Origin of the sequence: Vibrio sp. PBL-C16 (genome assembly GCF_034321865.1) — a bacterium.
GTDB lineage: Bacteria > Pseudomonadota > Gammaproteobacteria > Enterobacterales > Vibrionaceae > Vibrio > Vibrio alginolyticus.
Genome location: NZ_JAXLNY010000002.1, coordinates 288,664 through 311,870 on the forward strand (window position 1 = coordinate 288,664; position 23,207 = coordinate 311,870).

Sequence of the window (23,207 nt, forward strand, 5' to 3'; positions counted from 1 at the left end):
TTTTGAGGTGTGCACATGAGTGCAGAATTGCTGCTTAACGTGACCCCGAGTGAAACTCGTGTGGCCATGATTGAAGGTGGAGTACTACAAGAAATACATATCGAGCGCGAATCGCGTCGCGGTATTGTGGGCAATATATACAAAGGCAAAGTAAGCCGAGTGTTACCAGGCATGCAGGCGGCTTTCGTCGACATTGGTTTAGATAAAGCGGCGTTTTTACATGCGTCAGATATTGTTCCTCATACCGAATGTGTGGCAGAAAACGAAAAACAGCAGTTTCAAGTCCGTGATATCTCTGAGCTGGTACGCCAGGGACAAGACATTGTTGTGCAAGTGGTCAAAGACCCGCTCGGCACAAAAGGTGCGCGTTTAACGACGGATATCACCTTACCTTCGCGTTATCTTGTTTTTATGCCGGGGGCCAGCCATGTCGGTGTTTCGCAGCGTATTGAAAGTGAAAAAGAGCGCGAGCGTTTGAAAAAGGTGGTGAACCATTACTGCGATGAGCACGGTGGTTTTATCATTCGTACCGCGGCAGAAGGCGCTGATGAAAAAGAGCTCTCTCAAGATGCGGCATTTCTAAAGCGTTTGTGGCTAAAAGTCATGGAGCGTCGCTCAAAATACAAAACGCGTTCAACACTTTACGGTGAACTCGGCTTAGCTCAACGCATTCTGCGTGACTTTGTTGGCACAGAGCTCGATAAGATCATGGTCGACTCCCGCCTTGAATATGAAAACCTGAAAGAATTCACTTCTGAGTATGTACCGGAGTTAACAGATAAGCTTGAGCTTTACGAAGGTGACAAGCCAATCTTTGACATGTACGACACCGAAAACGAAATTCAGCGTTCTTTAGAGCGCAAGGTCGAGCTAAAATCGGGCGGCTATTTGATCATCGATCAAACCGAAGCCATGACCACCATCGATATCAACACGGGTGCATTTGTTGGTCGTCGTAATCTCGAAGAGACTATCTTCAATACCAATATAGAGGCAACGCAAGCTATTGCGCGTCAGCTACGTTTACGTAACCTCGGCGGTATCATCATTATTGATTTTATCGATATGGCATCCGAAGAGCATCGTCAGCGAGTACTTACCTCACTGGAAACGGCGCTGGCGAAAGACCGAGTAAAAACCAACATCAACGGCTTTACCCAGCTTGGCTTAGTTGAAATGACGCGTAAGCGCACGCGAGAAAGTATTGAACATATCTTGTGTTCTGGCTGTCCTACTTGTGAAGGCCGTGGCAGCGTGAAAACGGTCGAAACCGTATGCTTTGAGATATTACGCGAGATTACTCGTGTGAACCGTGCTTACGACGCCGATAATTTTGTCGTGTACGCATCGCCGTTTGTTGCTGAAGCGCTATTGGGCGATGAGTCTCATGCGTTGGCTGAGCTCGAAGTATTTATTGGCAAGCAAGTGCGAGTTCAGGCTGAACCCCTGTACATTCAGGAACAGTTTGACGTCGTAATGATGTAATTTGGAACATTTGTGAATTCTGGTGTTAATCGTTTTGGGCGTTTTTGTGCGTGGAGTTTAGTTACTGTATTGGTGTTATTAGCCATATTAGTGACCACGCTGCGCGTCACATTGCCGCAACTTAACCATTTCCAAGATGAGATCAAAACCTGGGTCAAGCAAGGCACAGGTTTTGACGTTTCTATTGCCAATGTCGCAGGGACGTGGCGCAATAATCATCCCTCAATCGCGTTACTGGGTTTAGAGGCAAATCTACCAAACGTGCAAGATGCACGCTTCGCTGTTGAAGAAGTCCAAATTGAGTTCGACCTTATTCAATCTCTTTTTCAACTTAAACCTGTAGTTGCAGACCTTACCATTCATAACCTCGCTTTAGACATTCACACGGTAGACATTCTGCCGACTTCTCATCGTCAAGATCCGAAGCCTGAAGTGGATAAGAGCGAAGTGAAACTCATTGACCAACTCGACTCACTTCTTTTACGTCAGTTCGAAGACTTCACTATTAGCGATTCACGGATTTGGTATAAGTCTGTGTCAGGTGAAACTCGCCGTTTAGATATTGAGCAGCTTCGTTGGAGTAATCAAGGGAAGCGTCACGTAGCCGAGGGCACGGTTAGCATTGCCGATGTTCGCCTGAACTCATTGTTAGTAAGCGCTAACTTTAAAGATCATGGCTCGTTGCGCGATGTATCTGGTGAGTTTTACGTGAGTGCTCAAGATGTCTCGGTTACACCTTGGCTGACCACTTACATGCAAGAAGAGTCAGGAGCAGAGTCGGGTAAAGTCAGCTTAAATACTTGGCTAACGCTCAAACATAGCCAACCGCATGATGCTTATGTTGAATTACTGCCTTCCGAGTTGGTGTGGAATGAAGATGGACATCATGAGCTGTTTATTGAGTCTGGAATTTTCAATCTTCGACCAGATAGACAAGGCTGGAAAGTAAATGGCCACTCACTTCAGATCAGAACCGACAACACCCCTTGGCCAGAGCTAGACGTCGCGTTTGATTGGCAACCAAACGGCTGGATGCTCAATCTCTCTCAAATCGACATCGAAGCACTCATTCCGCTCATCAAGTTGGCTCCAGAGTCAGAGTCGACCAGTGACCTTATTAACAAACTAGCACCGAAAGGTCGGGTCGAAGATGTCCGATTGTCAATGAACGGCGGTTTAGACACCTTACGCTACTCGGCTGAACTGGATGAACTCGCGATGACACAATGGGAGCTCCTACCCGGGTTTCATCACGTACAGGGCAGCGTATCGGGGGATGTGAATCAAGCTAAAGCAAAAGTCACCGTCATTGATGATGTATTTCCGTACGGCGATGTATTCCAAGCTCCGCTGAATATCAAACAAGGTGAAGTCGATATTATCTGGCAGCAAGATGAGAGCGGCTGGCGCTTGTGGTCGGACAAAGTGACGGCAGCAACGCCTGATCTTCAAGTCCTGGGGGCATTCCGTCTTGATTTTCCAAAAGAACAAAGCCCATTTTTATCGTTCTATGCCGAAGCGGATCTCTACAACGCGGGTGAGACATGGCGCTATCTACCGACTCTGGCACTTGGACAAGACTTGACCGACTATCTTTCGACCGCGATTCAGGGCGGTAAAGTGAACACAGCGAAATTGTTGTGGTATGGCGAGTTAGGTGATTTTCCTTACAAAGAACATAATGGCATGTTCCAAGCTTGGGTTGGATTAAAAGACGCGAAATTTAGCTTTGATACGGCATGGCCAACCATCACGGATTTGCAGCTAGACTTGCTGTTTGAAAATGATGCCATGTATTTGGATTCAAAATCAGCCACACTAAATGGCGTTCATGCCAAGCGTATCACTGGGCGAATCCCTGAGTTGGCAGAAGGTGGACACATCGAGATTGAAGCGAAAGCAAGCGCGCCGGGTAATGAAGTCCGTGACTACATGATGGCGACGCCATTAGTGGATTCAGTCGGTGCCGCATTGACAGCGCTGCAAGTGAGTGGGCCCGTTTACTCTGAGTTTCAACTCAACATACCGTTTGATTTTGAAAAAGAGTCTCGCGCTTGGGGTTATGCCGATTTAACAGAAAATCGTGTTGATATTGAAGCGCCGCCAATGACGCTTGAAAACGCCACAGGACGTATCACCTTCGACAATGATGTGGTTACCACATCGGGTTTGTCGGCCGAATTATTACAACAGCCTATCTCTCTTGATTTCCATGGAGAGAGTGCGGAGCAAGGCTACAACGTGACAATTAATACACTAGGAGATTGGGATGTCGAGCCGCTCAAACCCTATGTCGGTGAGCGTTGGTTAAACCTTGTTTCTGGCCATGCGCCGTGGCAAATGGATATTGACTTGCAACTCAATGATGTTGGTTTCACTTATCAGCTTGAAGTGCTGGCGCAGCTAAATCGTCTGGCTAGTCAATATCCTTATCCTTTAGCGAAAAAAATTGGTGAGTCTGGGCAAGCGAAACTGCAAGCATCCGGCAACCAAGAGAGTATTTCAGCACGACTACAGATCCCAAATGTGAAGTATCAAACTGAGATAGATATCGCTGGCGATGTCCCGGTTCTGACTGCGACTCATTTAATGGTTGGCAAAGGTAGCTTCCGGATTAGTCCTATTGTCGGGCACGATGCTTCGGTGCGTGTCGAAGAACTGAATTTAGACCAATGGGCGGAGCTTGCGCAGGTCTCTGAGAGCAAGCCTTCATCGTCTGTTTTGGCAAGCATGAAAACGCCGACCATTCCATTGCCGACACGCATTGAAGTTGAAACGCCAAACTTACAGCTCGGTGGGATTGAGTTTCATGATGTGGATTTTTCAGCAAGCAAGAAAAATTTGAGTTGGCAACTCGAGGTGGACAGTCAAGAGGTTAAAGGGAAAGCTAACTATCTGAAACCCTATGATCTATCGGTCTCTCTAGAGCACTTGCATCTGTACATCCCAGGGTTTGAAGAGATGACCAAAGAGCGCAGTTCAATCTTTGCGAGTGAAGATCAAAACGCACCTTTGATTACCAATTTTGACCGCAAGTTTCACGCAGAGATGCCAAACTTAACTTTGAACATCGATGATTTTTGGCTGCAAGGTTACAAAGTGGGCAAAGTTAATGTTGATTTGCAGCGTCGCGAGAACCGCTTGGAGTGGAAAAATATCACCTTTAGTAGCGGCAAAAACCGCATTGATATGAGTGGTTGGTGGGACCTGACGAAAGAGAGTAGTCATTCCAACTTAACCATGAAAATGAAAGGTGATAACAACACCGATCTTATGGAGCGCTTTGGTATTACATCAGGCATTCAACAAGCACCATTTGAGATCAATGCCAACATGGAATGGGACGGCGCACCTTGGTCAATGAAGACACAAACCTTGCAAGGAAACGTCTCAACGGAATTTGGTAAAGGCGTGATCAGTGAAGTTAGTGGTGCGGCACGCTTGTTAGGCTTGTTTAGCTTGGATTCTATCATCCGTAAGATGCAGCTCGACTTTACCGACGTATTCGATAAAGGCATGGCATTCAACTCGATCACGGGAACGGGCAAAATCCAAGACGGTGTGTTTATCACCAATGATATCGTAATGGATGCGTTAGCAGGGGAAATGCAAATCCGCGGCATCGCTAATATGAACAGCAGAATGGTTGATGCGGAAGTGAAATTCACACCAGACATCACATCAGGCTTACCAATGCTGACCGCGTTTGCCGTTGCGCCTCAAACTGCTTTGTATGTCTTGGCCATCTCTACGGTGATATCTCCGGTGGTAGAGGTCTTCACTCAAGTCAATTATGAAGTGAAAGGCCCACTAGATTCACCAACGGTGAAAGAAATTTCGCGAAGTAAAGGTGAATATAAGCTACCAGAAAAACTGCGTGAACAGGCCAAATAACTCACCGAATATAATGGAATAGGGAGGAAACACATGGAACGTGTTGGCATTATTCAAATGACTTCGGGTCCGGATATTAACGTGAATTTGGACTTCATTGAAAAACAGTGTGCTTTAGCGAGCAAGCAAGGTGCCAAACTTGTTCTTACTCCTGAAAATACAGTGCTATTTGCCAGTCGCGAAGCTTATCATCAACATGCAGAGCCACTTGGTAGTGGCATGATTCAACAGCGGCTCTGTGAAATCGCAAAAAAGAACCAGTTAACACTGATTGTCGGAAGCATGCCCATTCAAACCGCAAAAGGTGTCACGACCACAACACTGGTATTACCGCCGCACGGTAAATGCATTGCTCACTATGACAAACTGCACATGTTTGATGTCGACGTAGCCGATGGTTATGGTAGTTATCGTGAGTCGGATACGTTTATGGCGGGTAATCAAATAGTCGTTGCGGAAACTGATATCGGCAGTGTTGGATTGAGCATTTGTTATGATTTACGTTTCCCAGAACTTTATAAAGTATTACGTCAAAAAGGGGCGGATATCATTGTGGTGCCCGCTGCGTTTACCGCTGTGACGGGGCAAGCTCACTGGGAAGTATTATTGCGAGCTAGAGCGATTGAGACACAATGTTGGATTTTGGCAAGCGGACAAACTGGAACGCATCCATGTGGACGAAAAACATGGGGACACTCAATGGTCGTTGACCCTTGGGGACGTATCCATAAACAGCTTCAGGATGAAGTAGGTTTATTGGTGACTGAGATAGATTTGTCACAAAGCCAACAAGTAAGGCAGAATATGCCGCTGACTCAACACAGTCGCTTTCAAAATGAATTGAGACGGAAATAAAAGAGCTAACTATGAGCACAAACCAAATAGAACAGGCACTCCTTGCCCCAAATGGTCTGACAGAACAAGACATTGCTGACACGCTTGCCAGCATTGCGACGCGCCAGATCGATTATGCGGACATTTACTTTCAGTCCAGCTGGCATGAGTCTCTGGTTCTAGAAGACAGCATCATCAAAGATGGCTCTTTTAACATTGATTGTGGTGTTGGTGTCCGTGCAGTAACTGGCGAGAAAACCGGCTTTGCCTACTCTGATCAAATCCAGCCTGAAGGCCTGAAGCAGAGTGCAATGGCGGCGCGCGGTATTGCTCAGCAAGGGCAGAATGGTAAAGTCCAAGCGTTTAAACGCACCGAAAACCAAGCGTACTACGCCGCTGTGAATCCACTAGCTGAATGGGAAAAGCAGCAAAAAACAGAATTGCTCAAATCTCTAGATGCTTACATCCGCACTAAAGAACCATTGATTAAAGAGGTCTCGATCAGCATCAGCGGTGTGCATGAGCAGATGCTTGTTGCGGCAACAGACGGTACTTATGCAGGCGATATTCGTCCTTTGGTGCGTTTGTCTATTAGCGTGCTCGCACAAAAAGGTGAACGACGTGAACGCGGTAGCGCTGGTGGCGGCGGCCGTTTCGGTTACGATTTCTTTTTAACGGAAAGCAATGGTGTGAAACAAGCTTTTCATTACGCAGACGAAGCGATTCGCATGGCGTTAATCAACCTTGAAGCAGAAGCAGCACCAGCTGGCATGATGCCAGTGGTATTGGGTTCTGGCTGGCCTGGCGTGTTGCTACACGAAGCGGTAGGTCATGGCCTAGAAGGTGATTTTAACCGGAAGGAATCTTCGGTTTTCTCTGGCAAAATGGGTCAACAAGTGACGTCTTCGCTGTGTACCATCGTCGATGATGGCACGTTAAAAGACCTTCGTGGTTCACTGAATGTGGATGATGAAGGGGTAAACGGCCAGTACAACACGCTTATCGAAAATGGTGTGCTGAAAGGTTACATGCAAGACAAGCTAAACGCGCGGTTAATGGGTGTGAACCCAACAGGTAACGGTCGTCGTGAGTCTTATGCACATTTACCAATGCCGCGTATGACCAACACCTACATGCTACCAGGTGAACATACGCCAGAAGAAATAATCTCGACGGTCGAGAAAGGGTTGTATGCGCCAAACTTTGGTGGCGGTCAGGTGGACATTACTTCGGGTAAGTTTGTGTTCTCTGCATCCGAAGCATACTTGATTGAAAACGGTAAAATTACGCGCCCTGTTAAAGGTGCGACGTTGATTGGATCAGGTATCGAAGCAATGCAGCAAGTCTCTATGGTCGGTAACGACCTAAGTATCGACAAGGGCGTTGGCGTATGTGGTAAAGCAGGTCAAAGTGTGCCAGTTGGGGTTGGTCAGCCGACCTTGAAACTGGACTCACTGACAGTAGGTGGCACTGAGTAACTCAGTTGAATCGTTATAAAAAGAGCGCTCATTAGAGCGCTCTTTTACTTTGTGAGTCGGTGTCAATTACAGGTTTTCTTCAGCAAATTCCGCCAAGCGGCTACGAACCACGCCGTTGAGGTGAATATTCGCGCTGCCTTCAAAGTTCTTGAAGCGTTCAACCATGTAGGTCAAACCAGAGGTCACTGGGGTGAGGTAATGGGAGTCAATCTGCGCCAAGTTACCGGAGCAGACGATTTTGGTTCCTTCACCACAGCGGGTGATGATGGTTTTGATTTGTGATGCAGTGAGGTTTTGACACTCATCAAGCAGTACAAACGCATTTTGAATCGAACGGCCACGCATAAAGTTGATCGATTTAAATTGAATGTTGGCTTTATCGCAGATGTACTTCAATGAGCCTTCAGTGCAGTGATCGTGTTTATGTAGCGCTTCCAAGGTATCGGTCACCGCCGCTAACCACGGCATCATTTTCTCCTCTTCGGAGCCGGGTAAGAAGCCGATGGATTCACCGATATCTGGCGTGTTACGTGTTACGATAATTTTATCGAACATGCTTTTTTCAATGGTTTGCTCCAATGCTGCTGCCATTGCCAGTAATGTCTTACCACTACCCGCCGCACCCGTTAGAATCACCAAGTCAATTTCTGGATCGAGTAAGGCATCTAACGCCATTCCCTGGTAGATATTTTTAGGTGTGATGTCCCAAGCCTTACGATGCATTAGACGTTCGCGGCTCAGGTCGAGAAGCGTTAGCTTGTCTTCATTGATGGTTTCTACGCGACCAGCAAAGTCACTGTCTTCATCAATAACGTATTGGTTGATAAAGGTTGGGTCGAAGGGTTCGCGACTGAGTTTGTGGTAAGTTTTTCCGCCCAGTGCATAGCTTTCTACTTCCTCAATACCGCTCCAGAAATCACCTTCACGCAATTGAAAGCCTTTGGTTAGGTATTGAATGTCGTCAATCAGTTGGTCGGTTCTATAGTCCTCAACAAAGCGTACACCAGCCCCTTTGGCTCGCAGACGCATGTTGATGTCTTTCGTGATCAGTACCACTTCACGTGGTGCACGTTTATTTTGCAGATAAAGCACCGCGTTGAGAATACGGTTGTCACCGGCTTTGTCGGCGAAGGCTTTGACGGTTTCCTGCAGTTCAAAATCCGCCAAAATGGAAATGGTACCTTGGTCGGGGTTGTCTTTAGAAACAGGAATGCCTTCAGAGATTTCATCTGGCGTTGCTTCTTTAAACAAATCTTCCAAGGTGCGAATAGCCACGCGCGCATCTCTTGCAACGTCGCGCTTACTGTCTTTGATTCGGTCGAGTTCTTCCAACACGGTCATGGGGATAACGACATCGTGTTCTTGGAAAGAGAAGATGGCAAAGGGTTCATGAAGAAGAATGTTGGTATCGAGTACAAACAGTTTCCGATCGGTATCGCCCATAGCGTCTCCTTGCCGTAGTACGGCTCTGCATGCGAGTTGTTAGGTCGTTTCCAAATAGGTGTGAAGTGACCTAACTCTGATTGCTTGCAATAGAGGTTGTCGGGCTGATGTCGGCTAGTGTGCAACCGAGTAGCAAGACAACTTACTGCAAACCCGTGTTGATCCTAATCGTGTACTAACGCGCTTAAATCATATGCAATGGTTTTAAACGCCCCTCATTAGAAGTATACGTAATATTTACGTTCTACAACTTAATAATTGGCATGAGTATTTTACAATTTGATTGCATTTAGAGTTTGGGAAAAAAAGTTTCTGCTTGGTGCGGTTTCGGCGTGACCTAAATCACAGCTTCAAGTAAGATTAGCGACCTTTTTCTGCGTATAGGCTACGTCCGATTTATCATGTTGAGCTGGCTTAAAAAATACTCAGTTCATACTGAAATGACGAATGCTATCGGCATAGCAGAAGCCAGAATCAGATCTAAACTATTATCCATGCCCACGGGCATGAGTAGACCAACAAGAAATACGAATCAAGAACTAATAACGAGGTAGTCAATTCATGACATTTGCTTTGGGGCAGCGCTGGATTAGCGATACGGAAAGCGATTTAGGTTTAGGTACCGTTGTAGCAATGGATGCTCGTACTGTGACATTGATGTTTGCAGCGTCAGAGGAAAACCGAGTTTACGCACGTAACGATGCACCTGTTACCCGAGTCACCTTTAATGTTGGGGATGTCATCGATTGCCAAGAAGGTTGGTCTCTAAAAGTAGAAGAAGTACTGGAAGATGAAGGTCTTTACACCTATTTCGGTACTCGTGAAGACACGCAAGAAACCGCTGTTGTTCTGCGTGAGATTTTCCTTAGCAACCAAATTCGTTTTAACAAACCTCAAGATAAGTTGTACGCCGGTCAAATCGACCGTATGGACAACTTTGTTCTGCGTTACCGTGCGCTAACCAACCAGTTTGAGCAGCATAAGAGCCCAATGCGTGGCCTATGTGGTATGCGTGCAGGTTTGATCCCTCATCAGCTTTACATCGCGCACGAAGTTGGCCGTCGTCACGCGCCACGCGTCTTGTTGGCGGATGAGGTAGGTTTGGGTAAAACCATTGAAGCGGGTATGATCATCCACCAACAAGTTCTGTCTGGTCGTGCCGAACGCATTTTGATTGTGGTGCCTGAAACACTGCAGCATCAATGGCTGGTTGAGATGATGCGTCGTTTCAATCTGCATTTCTCTATCTTTGACGAAGAGCGCTGTATCGAAGCTTTTGCGGATGCAGAAAACCCATTTGATACTCAGCAATATGTGCTGTGTTCTTTGGATTTCCTACGCAAGAGCCGCAAGCGTTTTGAACAAGCACTGGAAGGTGAATGGGACCTACTGGTTGTCGATGAAGCGCATCACCTTGAATGGAGCCAAGATAAACCGAGCCGTGAATACCAAGTGGTAGAAGGCTTGGCTGAACGTACTCCAGGTGTGTTGCTACTGACTGCAACGCCAGAGCAGCTTGGTCGTGAGAGTCACTTTGCTCGTCTGCGTTTGTTGGATCCAGACCGCTTCTATGATTACGAAGCATTCGTTGAGGAAGAAGAGCAATACGCGCCCGTAGCAGATGCGATTACTTCACTCTTTTCCGGTGAAAAGCTACCTAATGAAGCAAAAAACCAGATCACTGAGTTGTTGTCTGAACAAGACGTAGAACCACTTTTCCGTATTATTGAAAGTGAAGCGGACGAAGAAGCTAAAGCGTCGGCACGCCAAGAGCTGATCGATAACTTGATGGATCGTCATGGTACAGGGCGTGTTTTGTTCCGTAACACGCGCGCGGCCATCAAAGGCTTCCCTACGCGTAACGTGCATCTGATGCCAATGGATATTCCACCGCAATACACTACATCAATGCGTGTTGCTGGAATGATTGGCGGTAAGATGAGTTCTGAAGCACGTGCGATGAAGAACCTTTACCCGGAAGAAATTTTCCAAGAATTTGAAGGCGATGACGCGAGCTGGTGGCAGTTTGACTCGCGTGTGAATTGGTTGCTTGAAAAAGTAAAAGAGAAGCGCAGCGAGAAAATCCTCGTGATTGCTTCTCGTGCGAGTACCGCACTGCAATTGGAGCAAGCACTGCGTGAGCGTGAAGGTATCCGCGCCACCGTTTTCCACGAAGGTATGTCGATTCTTGAACGTGACAAAGCGGCGGCTTACTTTGCGCAAGAAGAAGGTGGAGCACAAGTTCTTATCTGTAGCGAAATCGGCTCTGAAGGTCGTAACTTCCAGTTTGCCAACCAACTTGTCATGTTCGACTTGCCATTTAACCCAGACTTGCTTGAGCAACGTATTGGTCGTTTGGACCGTATCGGTCAAAATCGCGATATCGACATTCATGTTCCTTACCTGAAAGGCACATCGCAAGCGATCCTAGCACGTTGGTTCGATGAAGGCCTGAACGCTTTTGCGGAAACCTGCCCAACAGGCCGTGCTGTTTACGATAAGTACTCCGATGATCTGATTGAAATTCTTGCCTCTGGTGATACCAGCACGCTAGATGAGATCATTGAAGCGTCAGCAAAAATGAATAAAGAGCTGAAATCCCAATTGGAGCAAGGCCGTGATCGCCTATTAGAAATGCATTCAAATGGCGGGGAAAAAGCACAACAAATCGTTGAGAAAATTGAATCAACTGACGGCGATACCAATCTGGTCACCTTCGCACTTTCTCTTTTTGACACGATTGGCTTGAATCAAGACGATAAAGGTGAAAACGCCCTGATTGTGACCCCATCTGAGCACATGATGGTGCCAAGCTACCCAGGTCTGCCATACGAAGGAGCGACGATCACGTTTGATCGTGATACGGCTTTATCTCGTGAAGATATGCACTTTATCAGTTGGGAACACCCAATGATCCAGGGTGGTATCGATCTTCTTATGAGTGAAGGGGTGGGGACGTCTGCGGTATCTCTATTGAAAAACAAAGCGTTACCAGTCGGGACTATTCTTCTTGAGTTGATTTACGCGGTAGATGCGCAAGCGCCAAAACGCAGTGGTATCGCGCGCTTCTTACCGAAAACGCCAATCCGTTTAATGATGGACTCGCGTGGTAATGATTTGTCTGCTCAAGTGGAGTTTGAAAGCTTTAACCGCCAGCTCAGCCCTGTAAACCGTCACTTAGGTAGCAAGTTGGTTACGTCGGTACAGAAAGACGTACACCGCTTAATTGAAGCCGGTGATGTTCTTATTGAAGAGAAGGTCGAAGAAGTACGCAAACAAGCTCATCAAGATATGCAGCACAGTTTGAATGCAGAGCTTGAGCGTTTGCAAGCACTGAAAGCGGTGAACCCAAATATTCGTGACGAAGAAATTGAAGCTATCGACGCACAAATTAAAGAGCTCACTGGTTACATCAACCAAGCTCAGGTTCAGCTCGACTCGCTGCGTTTGATTGTGGTGAGCCACAACTAAGTAAGTATTTATTGCTCATTAAAAAAGGTCTTCAGTTGAAGACCTTTTTCTTTATTTACGGTTTAGTTTCTTTAAGCGGAATGCATTAATCACTGATAGCTATCTCATTTACATCAACCACTTCCACCAGATAAATACAGCCAAGAAGCCAAACAAGTAAATCAGGCCTGCAATCGACAACCACTTTAGTTTAGGTCCAACAGCCAAAGGCTCAGGTAACTCAGTTTTGCTCACTAATGTGTAATTTAGCAGAGCAAAGAATGGCGTGGTCATAAAGGCGAGGATCATCGCAAAGTTCAGCATAGGCAATAACGCAGAAGCCCAGAAAACCACAATACCCAATGCAAGTAAGGAGACTACCAGCATGATCGCTGAAGTGGTTTTAGGGTTAGTGTCTGGTTGCGAGCGCAGTAAGCGTTGAGAATCCGAAATAACGCGCGAATAGCCATCAATAACGGTAATCGTGCTGCCAAAGATACAGAAAAACGCAATTACCGCGATCAAGTAACGAGACCATTCGCCAATCGTTGCCGCATATAAGCCAACCAATTGGTGGGAGAAGCCAACGCCAGAGCTTTCAAGCGCAACGCCAGAACCATAAAGCATCAAAGAGCCTAGCGATACAAAGATAATGGCAAGAAACGCCGTGCCAATATAACCGACATTAAAGTCAAATAGAGCAGAGCGGTATGTTACTTCTTGCTGGCTTGATTGGCGTTTTAGCCACGCTGAGGTTAAACAGGAGATCTCTATCGGTGCAGGCATCCACCCCATTGTCACGACGATAAAACCAATAGCCGCAATAGACCAAGGTGACGGCGGCTCGAAGTTGGCTACTTGCTCAACAGGGTTACCAAAGGCGATAGAAACAGCGAGTAAAGTCGCGATGGTTAACACCGACATGATCACCTTAGATAGCGTATCGAGCGCTTTGTAATGGCCAGCAAATAATATGATCAGGCAGGTGACAATCACAATGATGCTGAGTGATGCCATTGATAGTGAAAACGGAATGAAGTAGCCCAGCAAGCTAGCGCTAAACATCAACAAAGCGGCGGTATTGATGACGGCCGATACCACGCTAAGAAATAGAAATAGCCATAGATAAGGCCGACCTAATTTCGCGTAGCCCTCAACCAAGGTGAGCCCTGTCCCCATGGTGTACTGTACGCCCGCTCGAAAAAAAGGGTATTTAAACAGGTTTACGAGCAGAACCAGTGCAGCCAATTGCCAACCATAAATCGCACCAGCCTTGGTTGATGCCACGAGGTGAGAGCCACCGACCGCAGCAGATGCCATTAATATGCCGGGGCCTAGCGAACGAAAAAATAAGGAAAGTTTGGATTGGGGTTTATCTATAACGGCGGAGTCCATTGCTTATTGTCCTTTTTATCTTATGTATCTTTCTAAAGAGATACATACCGCAGTACATGACAGGCTGAGCGCTCGCCCTATACTGCGCAACAGTAATGTCTTTTAAATGCTGTATTTGATGTATTTATTTTAAGTATTCTTTGCGAATATCATGCTGTGTGCATCTAGCACTCTATTCAGTTATGCGTCTTGTTGTCAAACTAAATTTACAACGTGCTATTTTTAGTTTTTATGCTAAAGGATTGACTTTACTTTATTGGTTTTAACTTTTCTTCCGAACCCTGCATCTGGATGCTATTTGGGTATATAATCGCGGCGTTTTTATTTTGTAGAGATCTCCCATGGCAATGCTTGAATATACCCCTCCCACCGACCCTTGGGTTGATATCGTTTTTGAGGATGACGACATTCTGGCAGTGAATAAGCCATCAGGGCTGCTGTCTGTCCCTGGTCGCCTTGCAGAGCATTACGACAGCATGTGGAGCCGCCTCAAAGAGTTGCATCCAGAAATTCAAGTTGTGCATCGCTTGGATATGTCGACATCAGGGTTGATGCTGCTGGCGAAAAACAAACCCGCGGAGCGAGCATTAAAAAAGCAGTTCCAATATCGCCTCACTCACAAGGTGTATTACGCACGTGTTTGGGGGCATGTTGAGCCGCAAGAAGGGAATATTGATCTTCCATTAATTTGTGATTGGCCAAATCGTCCACGACAAAAAGTATGCTTCGACGACGGCAAGCCATCTCAAACTTTATTCCAAGTGGTGAAGCGTGAAGTGCACCCTGATGGCGCCCATACGACCTTTGTGCGGTTACTCCCCATTACTGGTCGATCGCATCAGTTACGCGTGCATTTGATGGCGATTGGTCATGCGATTGTGGGTGATGAGTTTTATGCAAGCGAAGAGGCGTATCAGTTTTCAGAACGTTTAGAGTTGCACGCTGCGGAGCTAAGTTTTTATCATCCAGCTACGGATCAGCTGAGCAGTATTTTTGTACCCTGTGACTTTTATTCTGAAGCCGAGGCGATGATCTTTAACTATTTTTCGCCAGAGCGTACATTGCCTGATTATAAAACGTTGCCACACCCTTAATGCCAATTGCACTCAACAGCGGTTCTTTCTAGTTCGCTATTTTTGGCTATTTCGTTACTGTGGTTGATGTATCCTGTCTTTCAGCCGTGAACAAGGAGTTGTTATGTCTTTGCCAAGCATCGTATTTTTAGACCGAGCGACCATCCCAGAACATATTGAGGTCCCACGACCTGGCTTTCCGCACCACTGGCGTGAGTACGACCTAACTGCGCCTGAGCAGGTAATAGAAAGGTTAGCAGATGCCGATATCGTGATTAGCAATAAAGTCCTGCTTGACCAACATGTATTAGAGCAACTACCAAAATTACGGATGATCGCGGTTGCCGCAACTGGTTTTAACAACGTCGATGTGAACTACTGTGCTAATCATGATATTGCGGTTGCTAATGTACGTGGTTACGCGACGCGTTCGGTGCCCGAGCATGTGATGTCAATGTTATTCGCTTTAAGACGAAATTTATTTGGGTACCACCAAGATATTGCCGCAGGTGAGTGGCAGCGTAACCAGCAGTTTTGTTTTTTTACGCACCCAATCGGTGATATTGGTGGTAGCACGTTAGGTGTTGTTGGTAGTGGAGTACTAGGGCAAGCGACGGCGAATCTGGCTCAAGCGTTAGGAATGACCGTCTTGTTTTCTGAGCGTAAAGGGGCGGCAGAATGTAGACCAGGTTATGTGTCGTTTGAGGAAGTATTAAAACGCTCCGATGCGCTGACTTTGCATTGCCCGCTCAACGATCATACTCAGAATTTAATTGGTCAAGCAGAGTTGCAACAAATGAAGTCCAACGCCATTTTGATTAATACAGGGCGTGGAGGTTTGGTGGATGAGAGCGCACTGGTGGATGCCTTAAAACAGCAAGAAATTGCAGCGGCTGGTTTTGATGTTTTTACACAAGAACCGGCTGATGAGAGCAATCCGCTGATTGCCAATATGAGTTTACCTAATTTGTTACTGACACCGCATGTTGCATGGGGCAGCGACTCATCTATCCAACGTTTAGCGGAAATCCTGATTGAGAACCTTAACGCTTTCGAGCGCGGAGACCGCGTTAATCGCTTAGTGTAACGCTGACTGTAAAACCAAAGATAAAAAAAGCAGACTTTGACGTCTGCTTTTTGCATTTAAATCGAATGCTCATTGCGTGAGCCCTCGAATTAAAACTCTTCTTCGTTTAGACCTTTAAGGATCTGAAAGATTTCGCGGTACGCTTTTGCTGGTTTCCCAGCTTTTTTCTCTTTCGCTGCTTGGCGAGCAAGTTGGCGTAGACGCTGACGATCCGCTTCTGGGTACATTTCCATTACGTCATCAATGGCTTTGTCACCTTCTTCCACTACGCGATCACGCAACGCTTCAAGTTTGTGGAATACCGCCGTTAATTGAGAGTGCTTATTACGAATTTTATCCAGTGCGGCTTGGATTGGCTCTGGATCTTCGTAACGCATCAATTTACCGATACGTTGTAATTGGCGACGACGCGCTTCATTTTTAAAGCGTTGCGCGTCAGCAATTGCTTCTCGCAAATCTTCGCTCAATGGAAACTTTTCTAGAACTGAAGGTTTGAGGCCGACAAGCTCCTCACCTAGCTTTTGCAGTTCTTCCATGTCTCGCTTCATCTCGGATTTACTTACCCAGATGATCTCTTCTTCTGGTTCCCATGGCGCTTTTTGATTCTTACGTGCCATTTCAGTTGCCTGTGTTTTGATTAATATTATGACTATTTTAACAAGAATCATGGGGAGAAAGCGAAATTCTTGTTATCCTATTGTTCATCAAAGACAAGATGTGAAAGACAATGGATATTAAACAGCAGGTTGCTGAGCAACGTACCGAGCTAGAGCAAGCCGTCGCAAGAGCTTTAAAACTTGCATCGGCAAAATCTGACGCCGCCGAAGTCGCAATTACTAAAAGCACTGGTTTAAGTGTTTCAACTCGTATGGGTGAAGTAGAAAATGTCGAGTTCAACAGCGATGGTGCGCTGGGCATTACCGTTTACCGAGGTCAACGCAAAGGCAGTGCTTCCACGTCTGATTTAAGTGAAGCTGCAATCGAGCAAACCGTTATAGCGGCGCTAGATATTGCACATTACACATCTGAAGACCCATTTGCAGGCCCTGCACCGAAAGAATACATGGTGCAAGAGATCCCTGAGCTTGATCTTTTCCACCCTGACGCACCCGATCCAGACTATGCTGCCAATGTGGCGATTGCAGCAGAAAAAGAGGCGCTAAATTATAATAGTGCAATCAAACAAAGTGATGGCGCGAGTTATGATAGTCATTACGGCGTGAAAGTGTATGGCAATAGCCATGGCTTATTAGCTAGTTATGCGTCTAGCCGACATAGTACTAGCTGTTGTGTAATTGGCGTTGGTCAAAACGGCGAGATGGAACGTGATTACAGCTACACCGTGGCACGTCATCGTGATGACTTATGGACCCCAGAAACGGTGGGTCGTAAGGCGGCAGAGAATACGGTTAACCGCCTAGATGCGCAGCGTCTAAAAACAGGTCAATACCCAATCATGTTTGCGGCTGATGTTGCGACAGGCTTGATTGGCCATCTCGTTATGGCGATCAGCGGTGGTAACCTGTACCGAAAATCTTCTTTCTTACTTGACCATCTAGGCAAACAAGTGCTTCCTGAATGGTTCAATATCTCAGAACGTCCGCATGTATTGCGTGGTTTGGCATCAAGTCCATTCGATAGTGAAGGTGTGTACACTCAAGACCGTGAGATCATTACCGACGGTGTGCTAGCAACTTATCTGTTAACCAGTTATGCCGCACGTAAAATGAAGATGACGCCGACAGGTCACGCTGGTGGGATTCATAACTGGTACGTGAAGTCGACAGGCCAAAACTTCGAGCAAATGCTTAAAGAGCTCGGTACTGGTCTTCTAGTGACAGAGGTTATGGGACAAGGTGTGAACGTGGTAACGGGTGATTACTCTCGCGGTGCCGCAGGCTTCTGGGTTGAGAACGGCGAGATCCAATACCCAGTATCAGAAATTACCATCGCAGGTAATCTAAAAGACATGTTCACCAAGATTGTAGCGGTTGGTAGTGATATTGAAACGCGCTCACAAATCCAAACGGGCTCTATCCTACTGGATACCATGAAAGTGGCGGGTGAATAAGCTTTTCTAGCAATTCAGAATCAAAAAAGCCTGATGTGTTCATCAGGCTTTTTCGTTTTTGCTGTTAGGTAATCAGTATTGTGGCAAGCCCTAAGAAGACAGATAAACCAATCACATCCGTCACTGTTGTTAATGCCATACCACCAGCTAAAGCGGGATCGATGTTCATTTTTTTCAATAGGATTGGAATCGTTACTCCGGCAATACCTGCGACCAATAAGTTGGTCAGCATGGCGGCGGAAATGATTCCTCCGAGCATCCAGTTACCTTTCCAAGCAACAACAATACCACCAATAATTAGCGCCCACATGATGCCGTTAAGTAAGCCGATCGAGGCTTCTTTCATTAACAGTTCGCGTTTGTTTGAGTCTCCGATATGACCAAGAGCAAGACCACGAATCACTAGTGCGACGGTTTGGTTACCAGCGACACCACCCATGGACGGAACAATCGTCATCAATACCGCAATGGCGGCCATTTGGTCTAATGTGGCCTCAAACATGTTAGAAACGGAAGCAGCAGCAAGGGCGGCTAATACGTTAGCGCCAAGCCAGATACTGCGTTTGCGAGCTGATTTTACAACAGGCGCGAAAGTATCTTCGTCATCGTCCATACCCGCCATACTCATCATCGAGTGTTCCGCGTCTTCACGAATAACGTCAACCACGTCATCGATGGTGATACGACCGACCAAATGCAAGTTTTCATCAACAACAGGTGCAGATACCCAATTACGGCGTTCGAACAGACTCGCAACATCTGAGTCGCTAGTATCGACGGTGATGGCCTCGTCCGCGTCTTCCATTACATCAATGATTTTTACGTCTGGCTGAGTGGTAATAAGCGTCGTGATCGGCAGTTCACCGATGAGCTTACTCTCTTCATCGATCACATACAGGGCATCCGTAGCTTCTGGAAGCTCGCCTTTCATACGTAGATAACGCAAAACTACGTCCACATCTACGTCACCACGAATTGTGATGACGTCGGTGTTCATCAGTCCACCCGCGGTGTCTTCTGGGTAGGATAGGGCGGTTTCGACCCGTAGACGGTCAGAGGAGTCCATTTGCGACAGAACTTCGCGTGACAGGTTGTCAGGCAAGCTACGCAGTACGTAAGCTACGTCATCGGTATCCATGCCTTCTGTCGCTTCTGCAAGCGCTTCTGGTGCCATTTTGGATACGAGGCTGTCTTTGACGTCTTCATTCAGCTCGTCAAGGATTTCACCATAATCTTCAGGGTCGGTGAGTTGCCAAAGAACTTCACGGCTCTTCCGTGGGGAGGCTTCTAAAAGGTGAGCGATATCCTCAGGTTCCATGTCCTGTAATTGACGACGAACATGGACGAAGCGGCCATTTTCTAGCGCTTCTGTGACTTCTTGGAGGGCTTGGTGAGCTTGGTCGAATTCAATTTGCTCTGCCATTCATTCCTCCCAATTCCTGATATTTACAATGCGTTGAATAATAACTTAATTCTAGGCGCCTTTTAATAACAACTTATGATACTAAGCAAATTTATTTATTAGGTCAGGGAAGAGAAAGATAATGGGAGGTAAGAAAAAAGCGAGTAAACTACTCGCCTTCATCAAATTTATCTTCGATCAAGTGGCAAACGGCATCCAGTGCTTCTTCCGCTTGCCCACCCGTTGCGTGGATCGTAACGTATTGTCCTTGAGCGGACTCTAGCATTAACAGGCCCATTACGCTGTCTGCTGTGGCGGTTTTGTCTTCTTCATTGTCGATGGTGATGACCGCTTCAAAGCTCTGTGCCAGTTCGACCAGTTTGACTGCTGCACGAGCATGTAAGCCAAGGCGGTTTTGAATCAATACTTTACGACTTAACTCCACGGCTACTCCTTAGCGTTTTTCTCTAGTGAGGTATGGCGAATTTGTACTTGGTGTCCTTTGTTGGCGAAGTATTCACCGATTTGCTGAGTTAAGTACACCGAGCGGTGCTTACCACCAGTACAACCGATTGCAACTGTCAGGTAGCTGCGGTTGTTTTTCTCAAGCAGAGGTAACCAATTCTCTATAAAGCTTTCAATTTGATATTTCAAACTTAACACCGATTGGTGTTGCTCTAAAAATGCGGCGATAGGAGCATCCAGACCTGTAAGCGGGCGTAGTGCTGGTTCCCAATGTGGGTTAGGTAAGAAGCGAACGTCGAATACGTAATCGGCATCGGAAGGCAGGCCGTATTTAAAACCAAAAGACTCAAATACCATAACGAGCCCTTTGCGATCTCTGCCTTCAACGCGCATACGCACGGTTTCACTCAATTCATGCAAAGACTGCCCACTACTATTCAGGACCAGATCTGCATGCGCTTTGAGTGGCGTCAAAATTTGCTTCTCACGCTCGATGGCTTGATCGAGCGAGAGGGAGGTGCCACCTAAAGATAACGGGTGAATTCGGCGTGTTTCGCTGTAGCGTTTGAGTAGCGTTTCTTTATTAGCGTCCAAGAAAAGCACGGTCACATCAAGCTCAGTTTTTAACTGTTCTAGTGTACTCGTCAGTTCTTTTAGCTTTTTAGGAATATTGCGAATATCAATGCTGACTGCAACATTCTGTTTGCTGTCAGCAACAGAATGAACAAATGCGTCTAGCAAGTTAACTGGCAGGTTATCAACACAGTAGTAACCTAAGTCTTCCAGTACACGAAGCGCAATACTTTTACCGGCACCTGAATGCCCACTAACAACGATTAGTCGCATGGAGTTAGTCCTGCTTATTGGTGAATCATGATGTCGTAAAGTTCTTCATCACTCTGAGCATTACGCAGTAGTTTTAATACTTGCTTATCGCTCAGACGTTCTGCCATAGAGGATAGAGTCTTGAGGTGCTCTTTGCACTGTTCTTCTGGTACAAGGAGCGCAAAAAGAAGATCGACAGGTCGATTGTCAATCGCATCAAATTCGATTGCTTCATCACATTGCAGTAAGACAGCAATGGCCTTGTCGCTTGATTGCATTCTCGCGTGAGGGATCGCAATACCGTTTCCGATACCGGTACTGCCCATTTTTTCTCTATTGAGCATGCATTCGAACAGCTCGGTAGAATCTTGGCCCGTTTGATCAGCCACGATACGGCTGATCATTTCAAGGGCGCGTTTTTTACTCGTGCAGTGGACCGCACTTTTGGTGCAGTCCAATGACAGTATTTCGCTCAGTTGCATGATTAATGACTGTTTAGTTTTTCTTTGTGCTTATTAAGTTGGCGAACCAATTTATCTACCAGCGAATCGATCGCGGCATACATATTTTCGTCATCGGCTGATGCGTGGATTTCGCCTTGATTTATGTGAAGCGTAGCTTCCGCGATTTGAGTAATTTTTTCAACTTTTAGTACAACATGCACTTGATTGATATGGTCGAAGAACCTTTCGAGCTTCTGAAACTTAGAATTTACATAGTCTTGCATTGAATCGGTAAGATCAACGTGATGGCCTTGAATATTGATTTGCATAGACTTTCCTTTTCAGTTAGTGCCTTATAATAGGCGTTTACGCTGACTTGAAGGGGCAATTCCCAAGGATTCGCGATATTTGGCTATCGTACGTCTTGCGACCTGAATCCCTTGGTCAGCCAGAAGAGCAGCAATCTTGCTATCACTCAGTGGTTTGGCAGTATTCTCTGCTGCGACCAGTTTTTTAATGAGTGCACGAATTGCTGTTGACGAACATTCTCCGCCGTTGTCAGTACTAACATGGCTAGAGAAGAAGTACTTCAATTCAAAAATACCACGTGGTGTATGCATAAACTTTTGCGTTGTTACACGAGAAATCGTGGATTCATGCATGTCCACAGCCAAAGCAACATCATTGAGTACCATTGGCTTCATGGCTTCCTCACCATACTCGAAGAAATCTTGTTGATGTTCAACAATACATCTTGCAACTTTGAGTAGCGTCTCGTTTCTACTCTCTAAGCTCTTAATTAACCATTTTGCCTCTTGCAAATTGCTGCGGATGTACTGGCTATCCGCGCTATTACCTTTGCCTAATTGAGCATATTGTTGATTTACTTTTAATTTTGGCACGCTATCCGGGTTTATAGAAACGGTCCATTTGCCATTGTCTTTAAAAACGGATACGTCTGGAATTACGTACTCGGTATCATCAGGAGTGATGCGACTACCTGGACGAGGATCTAACTGTTGGATAAGCTTTAAGACTTCACGAAGATCGGCTTCTTTCAGCTTAGTCTCTTTGATGACGAGCTTGTAGTCACGGTTGCCTAGGTGATCAATGTGATCCGCAAGTATCATTTTAGCTTCAGCAAGCCACGGCGTGTCTTCTGGGAAGGTCGTCAGTTGCAGTAACAAACATTCTTGTAAGTTACGCGATGCAACGCCAAGAGGATCGAATTGTTGAATGCGTTTACGAACAGCTTCTACTTCGTCTAACTCTATCTCTTCATTATCGAAGCTCTCATGAATCTCTTCAGGCGACAAAGTTAAATAGCCGTAGTCGTCAACAGCGTCAATAATCGCTAATGCAATCGTGCGGTCGGTTTCACTGAATGGTGTTAGGTCAAGCTGCCACATGAGGTAATCATGTAATGATTCAGTGGTTTCGCCCTGGTAGACGGGCATATCATCATCAAGAGCTAAGCCAGTGCTACCAGTATTCGCGCTGTAGACGTCATCCCAAGTCGTGTCGATTTCAAGTTCAGAGCTAATTTCTGATTTCTCTATCACATCGGAGCTATCTGGAACGTCAATTTCTGTTGGTTCGCTAGCACTGTTGCTATCAGCAGCCTCGACCGCTGACTTATCTTCACCGTTTGCTAGAGGCTCGTCTTGGCCTTCTTCAACTTCCAATAATGGGTTGGAGTCCAACGCTTCTTGGATTTCTTGTTGAAGATCGAGTGTCGACAATTGCAATAAGCGAATCGCTTGCTGCAACTGTGGCGTCATGGCTAACTGCTGACCTAGCTTGAGTTGTAATGAAGGTTTCATTCAGTGTTACTTACCTTGTAATGCTCAGAATCTTACCGT

At 46.2% G+C, this 23,207-nt stretch carries 17 protein-coding genes; 8 read left to right on the forward strand and 9 right to left on the reverse strand.

From position 1 onward, the window contains the following. The first annotated feature begins 15 nt into the window (after positions 1–15). From rng to tldD, 4 genes are read left to right on the forward strand one after another with little or no spacing between them, the layout of a single operon-like run. Positions 16–1,485 (forward strand): ribonuclease G, encoded by a 1,470-nt coding sequence (rng, locus tag UQW94_RS09550; RefSeq protein WP_005381138.1) that lies wholly within the window; start codon positions 16–18, stop codon positions 1,483–1,485. A gap of 12 nt (positions 1,486–1,497) precedes the next feature. Beyond that, positions 1,498–5,379, forward strand: coding sequence for a YhdP family protein (locus UQW94_RS09555; protein WP_322142213.1), 3,882 nt, complete (start codon positions 1,498–1,500; stop codon positions 5,377–5,379). Between the two features lie 33 nt (positions 5,380–5,412). Further along, positions 5,413–6,234, forward strand: coding sequence for a carbon-nitrogen hydrolase family protein (locus UQW94_RS09560; RefSeq protein ID WP_322142214.1), 822 nt, complete (start codon positions 5,413–5,415; stop codon positions 6,232–6,234). An 11-nt stretch (positions 6,235–6,245) separates the two neighbouring features. Beyond that, positions 6,246–7,691, forward strand: coding sequence for a metalloprotease TldD (gene tldD / locus UQW94_RS09565; RefSeq protein WP_005381134.1), 1,446 nt, complete (start codon positions 6,246–6,248; stop codon positions 7,689–7,691). Between the two features lie 66 nt (positions 7,692–7,757). Here tldD and UQW94_RS09570 read toward each other — a convergent pair whose 3' ends face one another. Further along, positions 7,758–9,134: a PhoH family protein gene (locus UQW94_RS09570; protein ID WP_005381133.1), complete on the reverse strand. Its 1,377-nt coding sequence runs from the start codon at positions 9,132–9,134 to the stop codon at positions 7,758–7,760. A 561-nt stretch (positions 9,135–9,695) separates the two neighbouring features. On the opposite strand from UQW94_RS09570, the gene rapA reads away from it, so the two are divergent. Continuing rightward, positions 9,696–12,605 carry an RNA polymerase-associated protein RapA gene (gene rapA, locus UQW94_RS09575; RefSeq protein ID WP_005388434.1) on the forward strand — a complete coding sequence of 970 codons (2,910 nt, stop codon included), beginning with the start codon at positions 9,696–9,698 and terminating at the stop codon, positions 12,603–12,605. 108 nt (positions 12,606–12,713) lie between these two features. On the opposite strand, the gene UQW94_RS09580 is transcribed toward rapA, so the two are convergent. Then, positions 12,714–13,979: a divalent metal cation transporter gene (locus tag UQW94_RS09580; RefSeq protein WP_308386885.1), complete on the reverse strand. Its 1,266-nt coding sequence runs from the start codon at positions 13,977–13,979 to the stop codon at positions 12,714–12,716. A 341-nt stretch (positions 13,980–14,320) separates the two neighbouring features. On the opposite strand from UQW94_RS09580, the gene UQW94_RS09585 reads away from it, so the two are divergent. Both UQW94_RS09585 and UQW94_RS09590 read left to right on the forward strand, forming a co-directional pair. Then, entirely contained in the window at positions 14,321–15,073 is a 753-nt protein-coding gene (locus tag UQW94_RS09585; RefSeq protein WP_158156917.1) for a pseudouridine synthase, read from the forward strand. A 103-nt stretch (positions 15,074–15,176) separates the two neighbouring features. Continuing rightward, complete coding sequence (locus UQW94_RS09590; protein WP_322142215.1) at positions 15,177–16,139, forward strand: D-2-hydroxyacid dehydrogenase; 963 nt, start codon at positions 15,177–15,179, stop codon at positions 16,137–16,139. An 89-nt stretch (positions 16,140–16,228) separates the two neighbouring features. Here UQW94_RS09590 and yjgA read toward each other — a convergent pair whose 3' ends face one another. Continuing rightward, entirely contained in the window at positions 16,229–16,756 is a 528-nt protein-coding gene (gene yjgA, locus UQW94_RS09595) for a ribosome biogenesis factor YjgA (protein ID WP_005381124.1), read from the reverse strand. Between the two features lie 110 nt (positions 16,757–16,866). Between yjgA and pmbA the strand changes: the two genes are divergently transcribed. Next, positions 16,867–18,210, forward strand: coding sequence for a metalloprotease PmbA (gene pmbA / locus UQW94_RS09600; RefSeq protein ID WP_025767615.1), 1,344 nt, complete (start codon positions 16,867–16,869; stop codon positions 18,208–18,210). A gap of 64 nt (positions 18,211–18,274) precedes the next feature. Here the strand turns inward: pmbA and mgtE are convergent, their stop codons facing one another. The 6 genes from mgtE to UQW94_RS09630 all read right to left on the reverse strand — a co-directional run bounded on the left by mgtE (position 18,275) and on the right by UQW94_RS09630 (position 23,168). Further along, on the reverse strand, positions 18,275–19,633 hold the full coding sequence (mgtE, locus tag UQW94_RS09605) for a magnesium transporter (protein WP_005381121.1): 1,359 nt from the start codon (positions 19,631–19,633) through the stop codon (positions 18,275–18,277). Positions 19,634–19,781: 148 nt separating this feature from the next. Continuing rightward, positions 19,782–20,057, reverse strand: a complete 276-nt coding sequence (locus UQW94_RS09610) for an HPr family phosphocarrier protein (protein ID WP_005381120.1) — start codon at positions 20,055–20,057, stop codon at positions 19,782–19,784. Between the two features lie 2 nt (positions 20,058–20,059). After that, positions 20,060–20,923 carry an RNase adapter RapZ gene (gene rapZ / locus UQW94_RS09615; RefSeq protein WP_005381118.1) on the reverse strand — a complete coding sequence of 288 codons (864 nt, stop codon included), beginning with the start codon at positions 20,921–20,923 and terminating at the stop codon, positions 20,060–20,062. Between the two features lie 14 nt (positions 20,924–20,937). After that, positions 20,938–21,384, reverse strand: coding sequence for a PTS IIA-like nitrogen regulatory protein PtsN (gene ptsN, locus UQW94_RS09620; RefSeq protein WP_005381116.1), 447 nt, complete (start codon positions 21,382–21,384; stop codon positions 20,938–20,940). Between the two features lie 2 nt (positions 21,385–21,386). Beyond that, entirely contained in the window at positions 21,387–21,674 is a 288-nt protein-coding gene (gene hpf / locus UQW94_RS09625; protein WP_005381114.1) for a ribosome hibernation promoting factor, read from the reverse strand. A gap of 24 nt (positions 21,675–21,698) precedes the next feature. Continuing rightward, entirely contained in the window at positions 21,699–23,168 is a 1,470-nt protein-coding gene (locus UQW94_RS09630; RefSeq protein WP_005381112.1) for an RNA polymerase factor sigma-54, read from the reverse strand. Positions 23,169–23,207 lie beyond the last annotated feature (39 nt).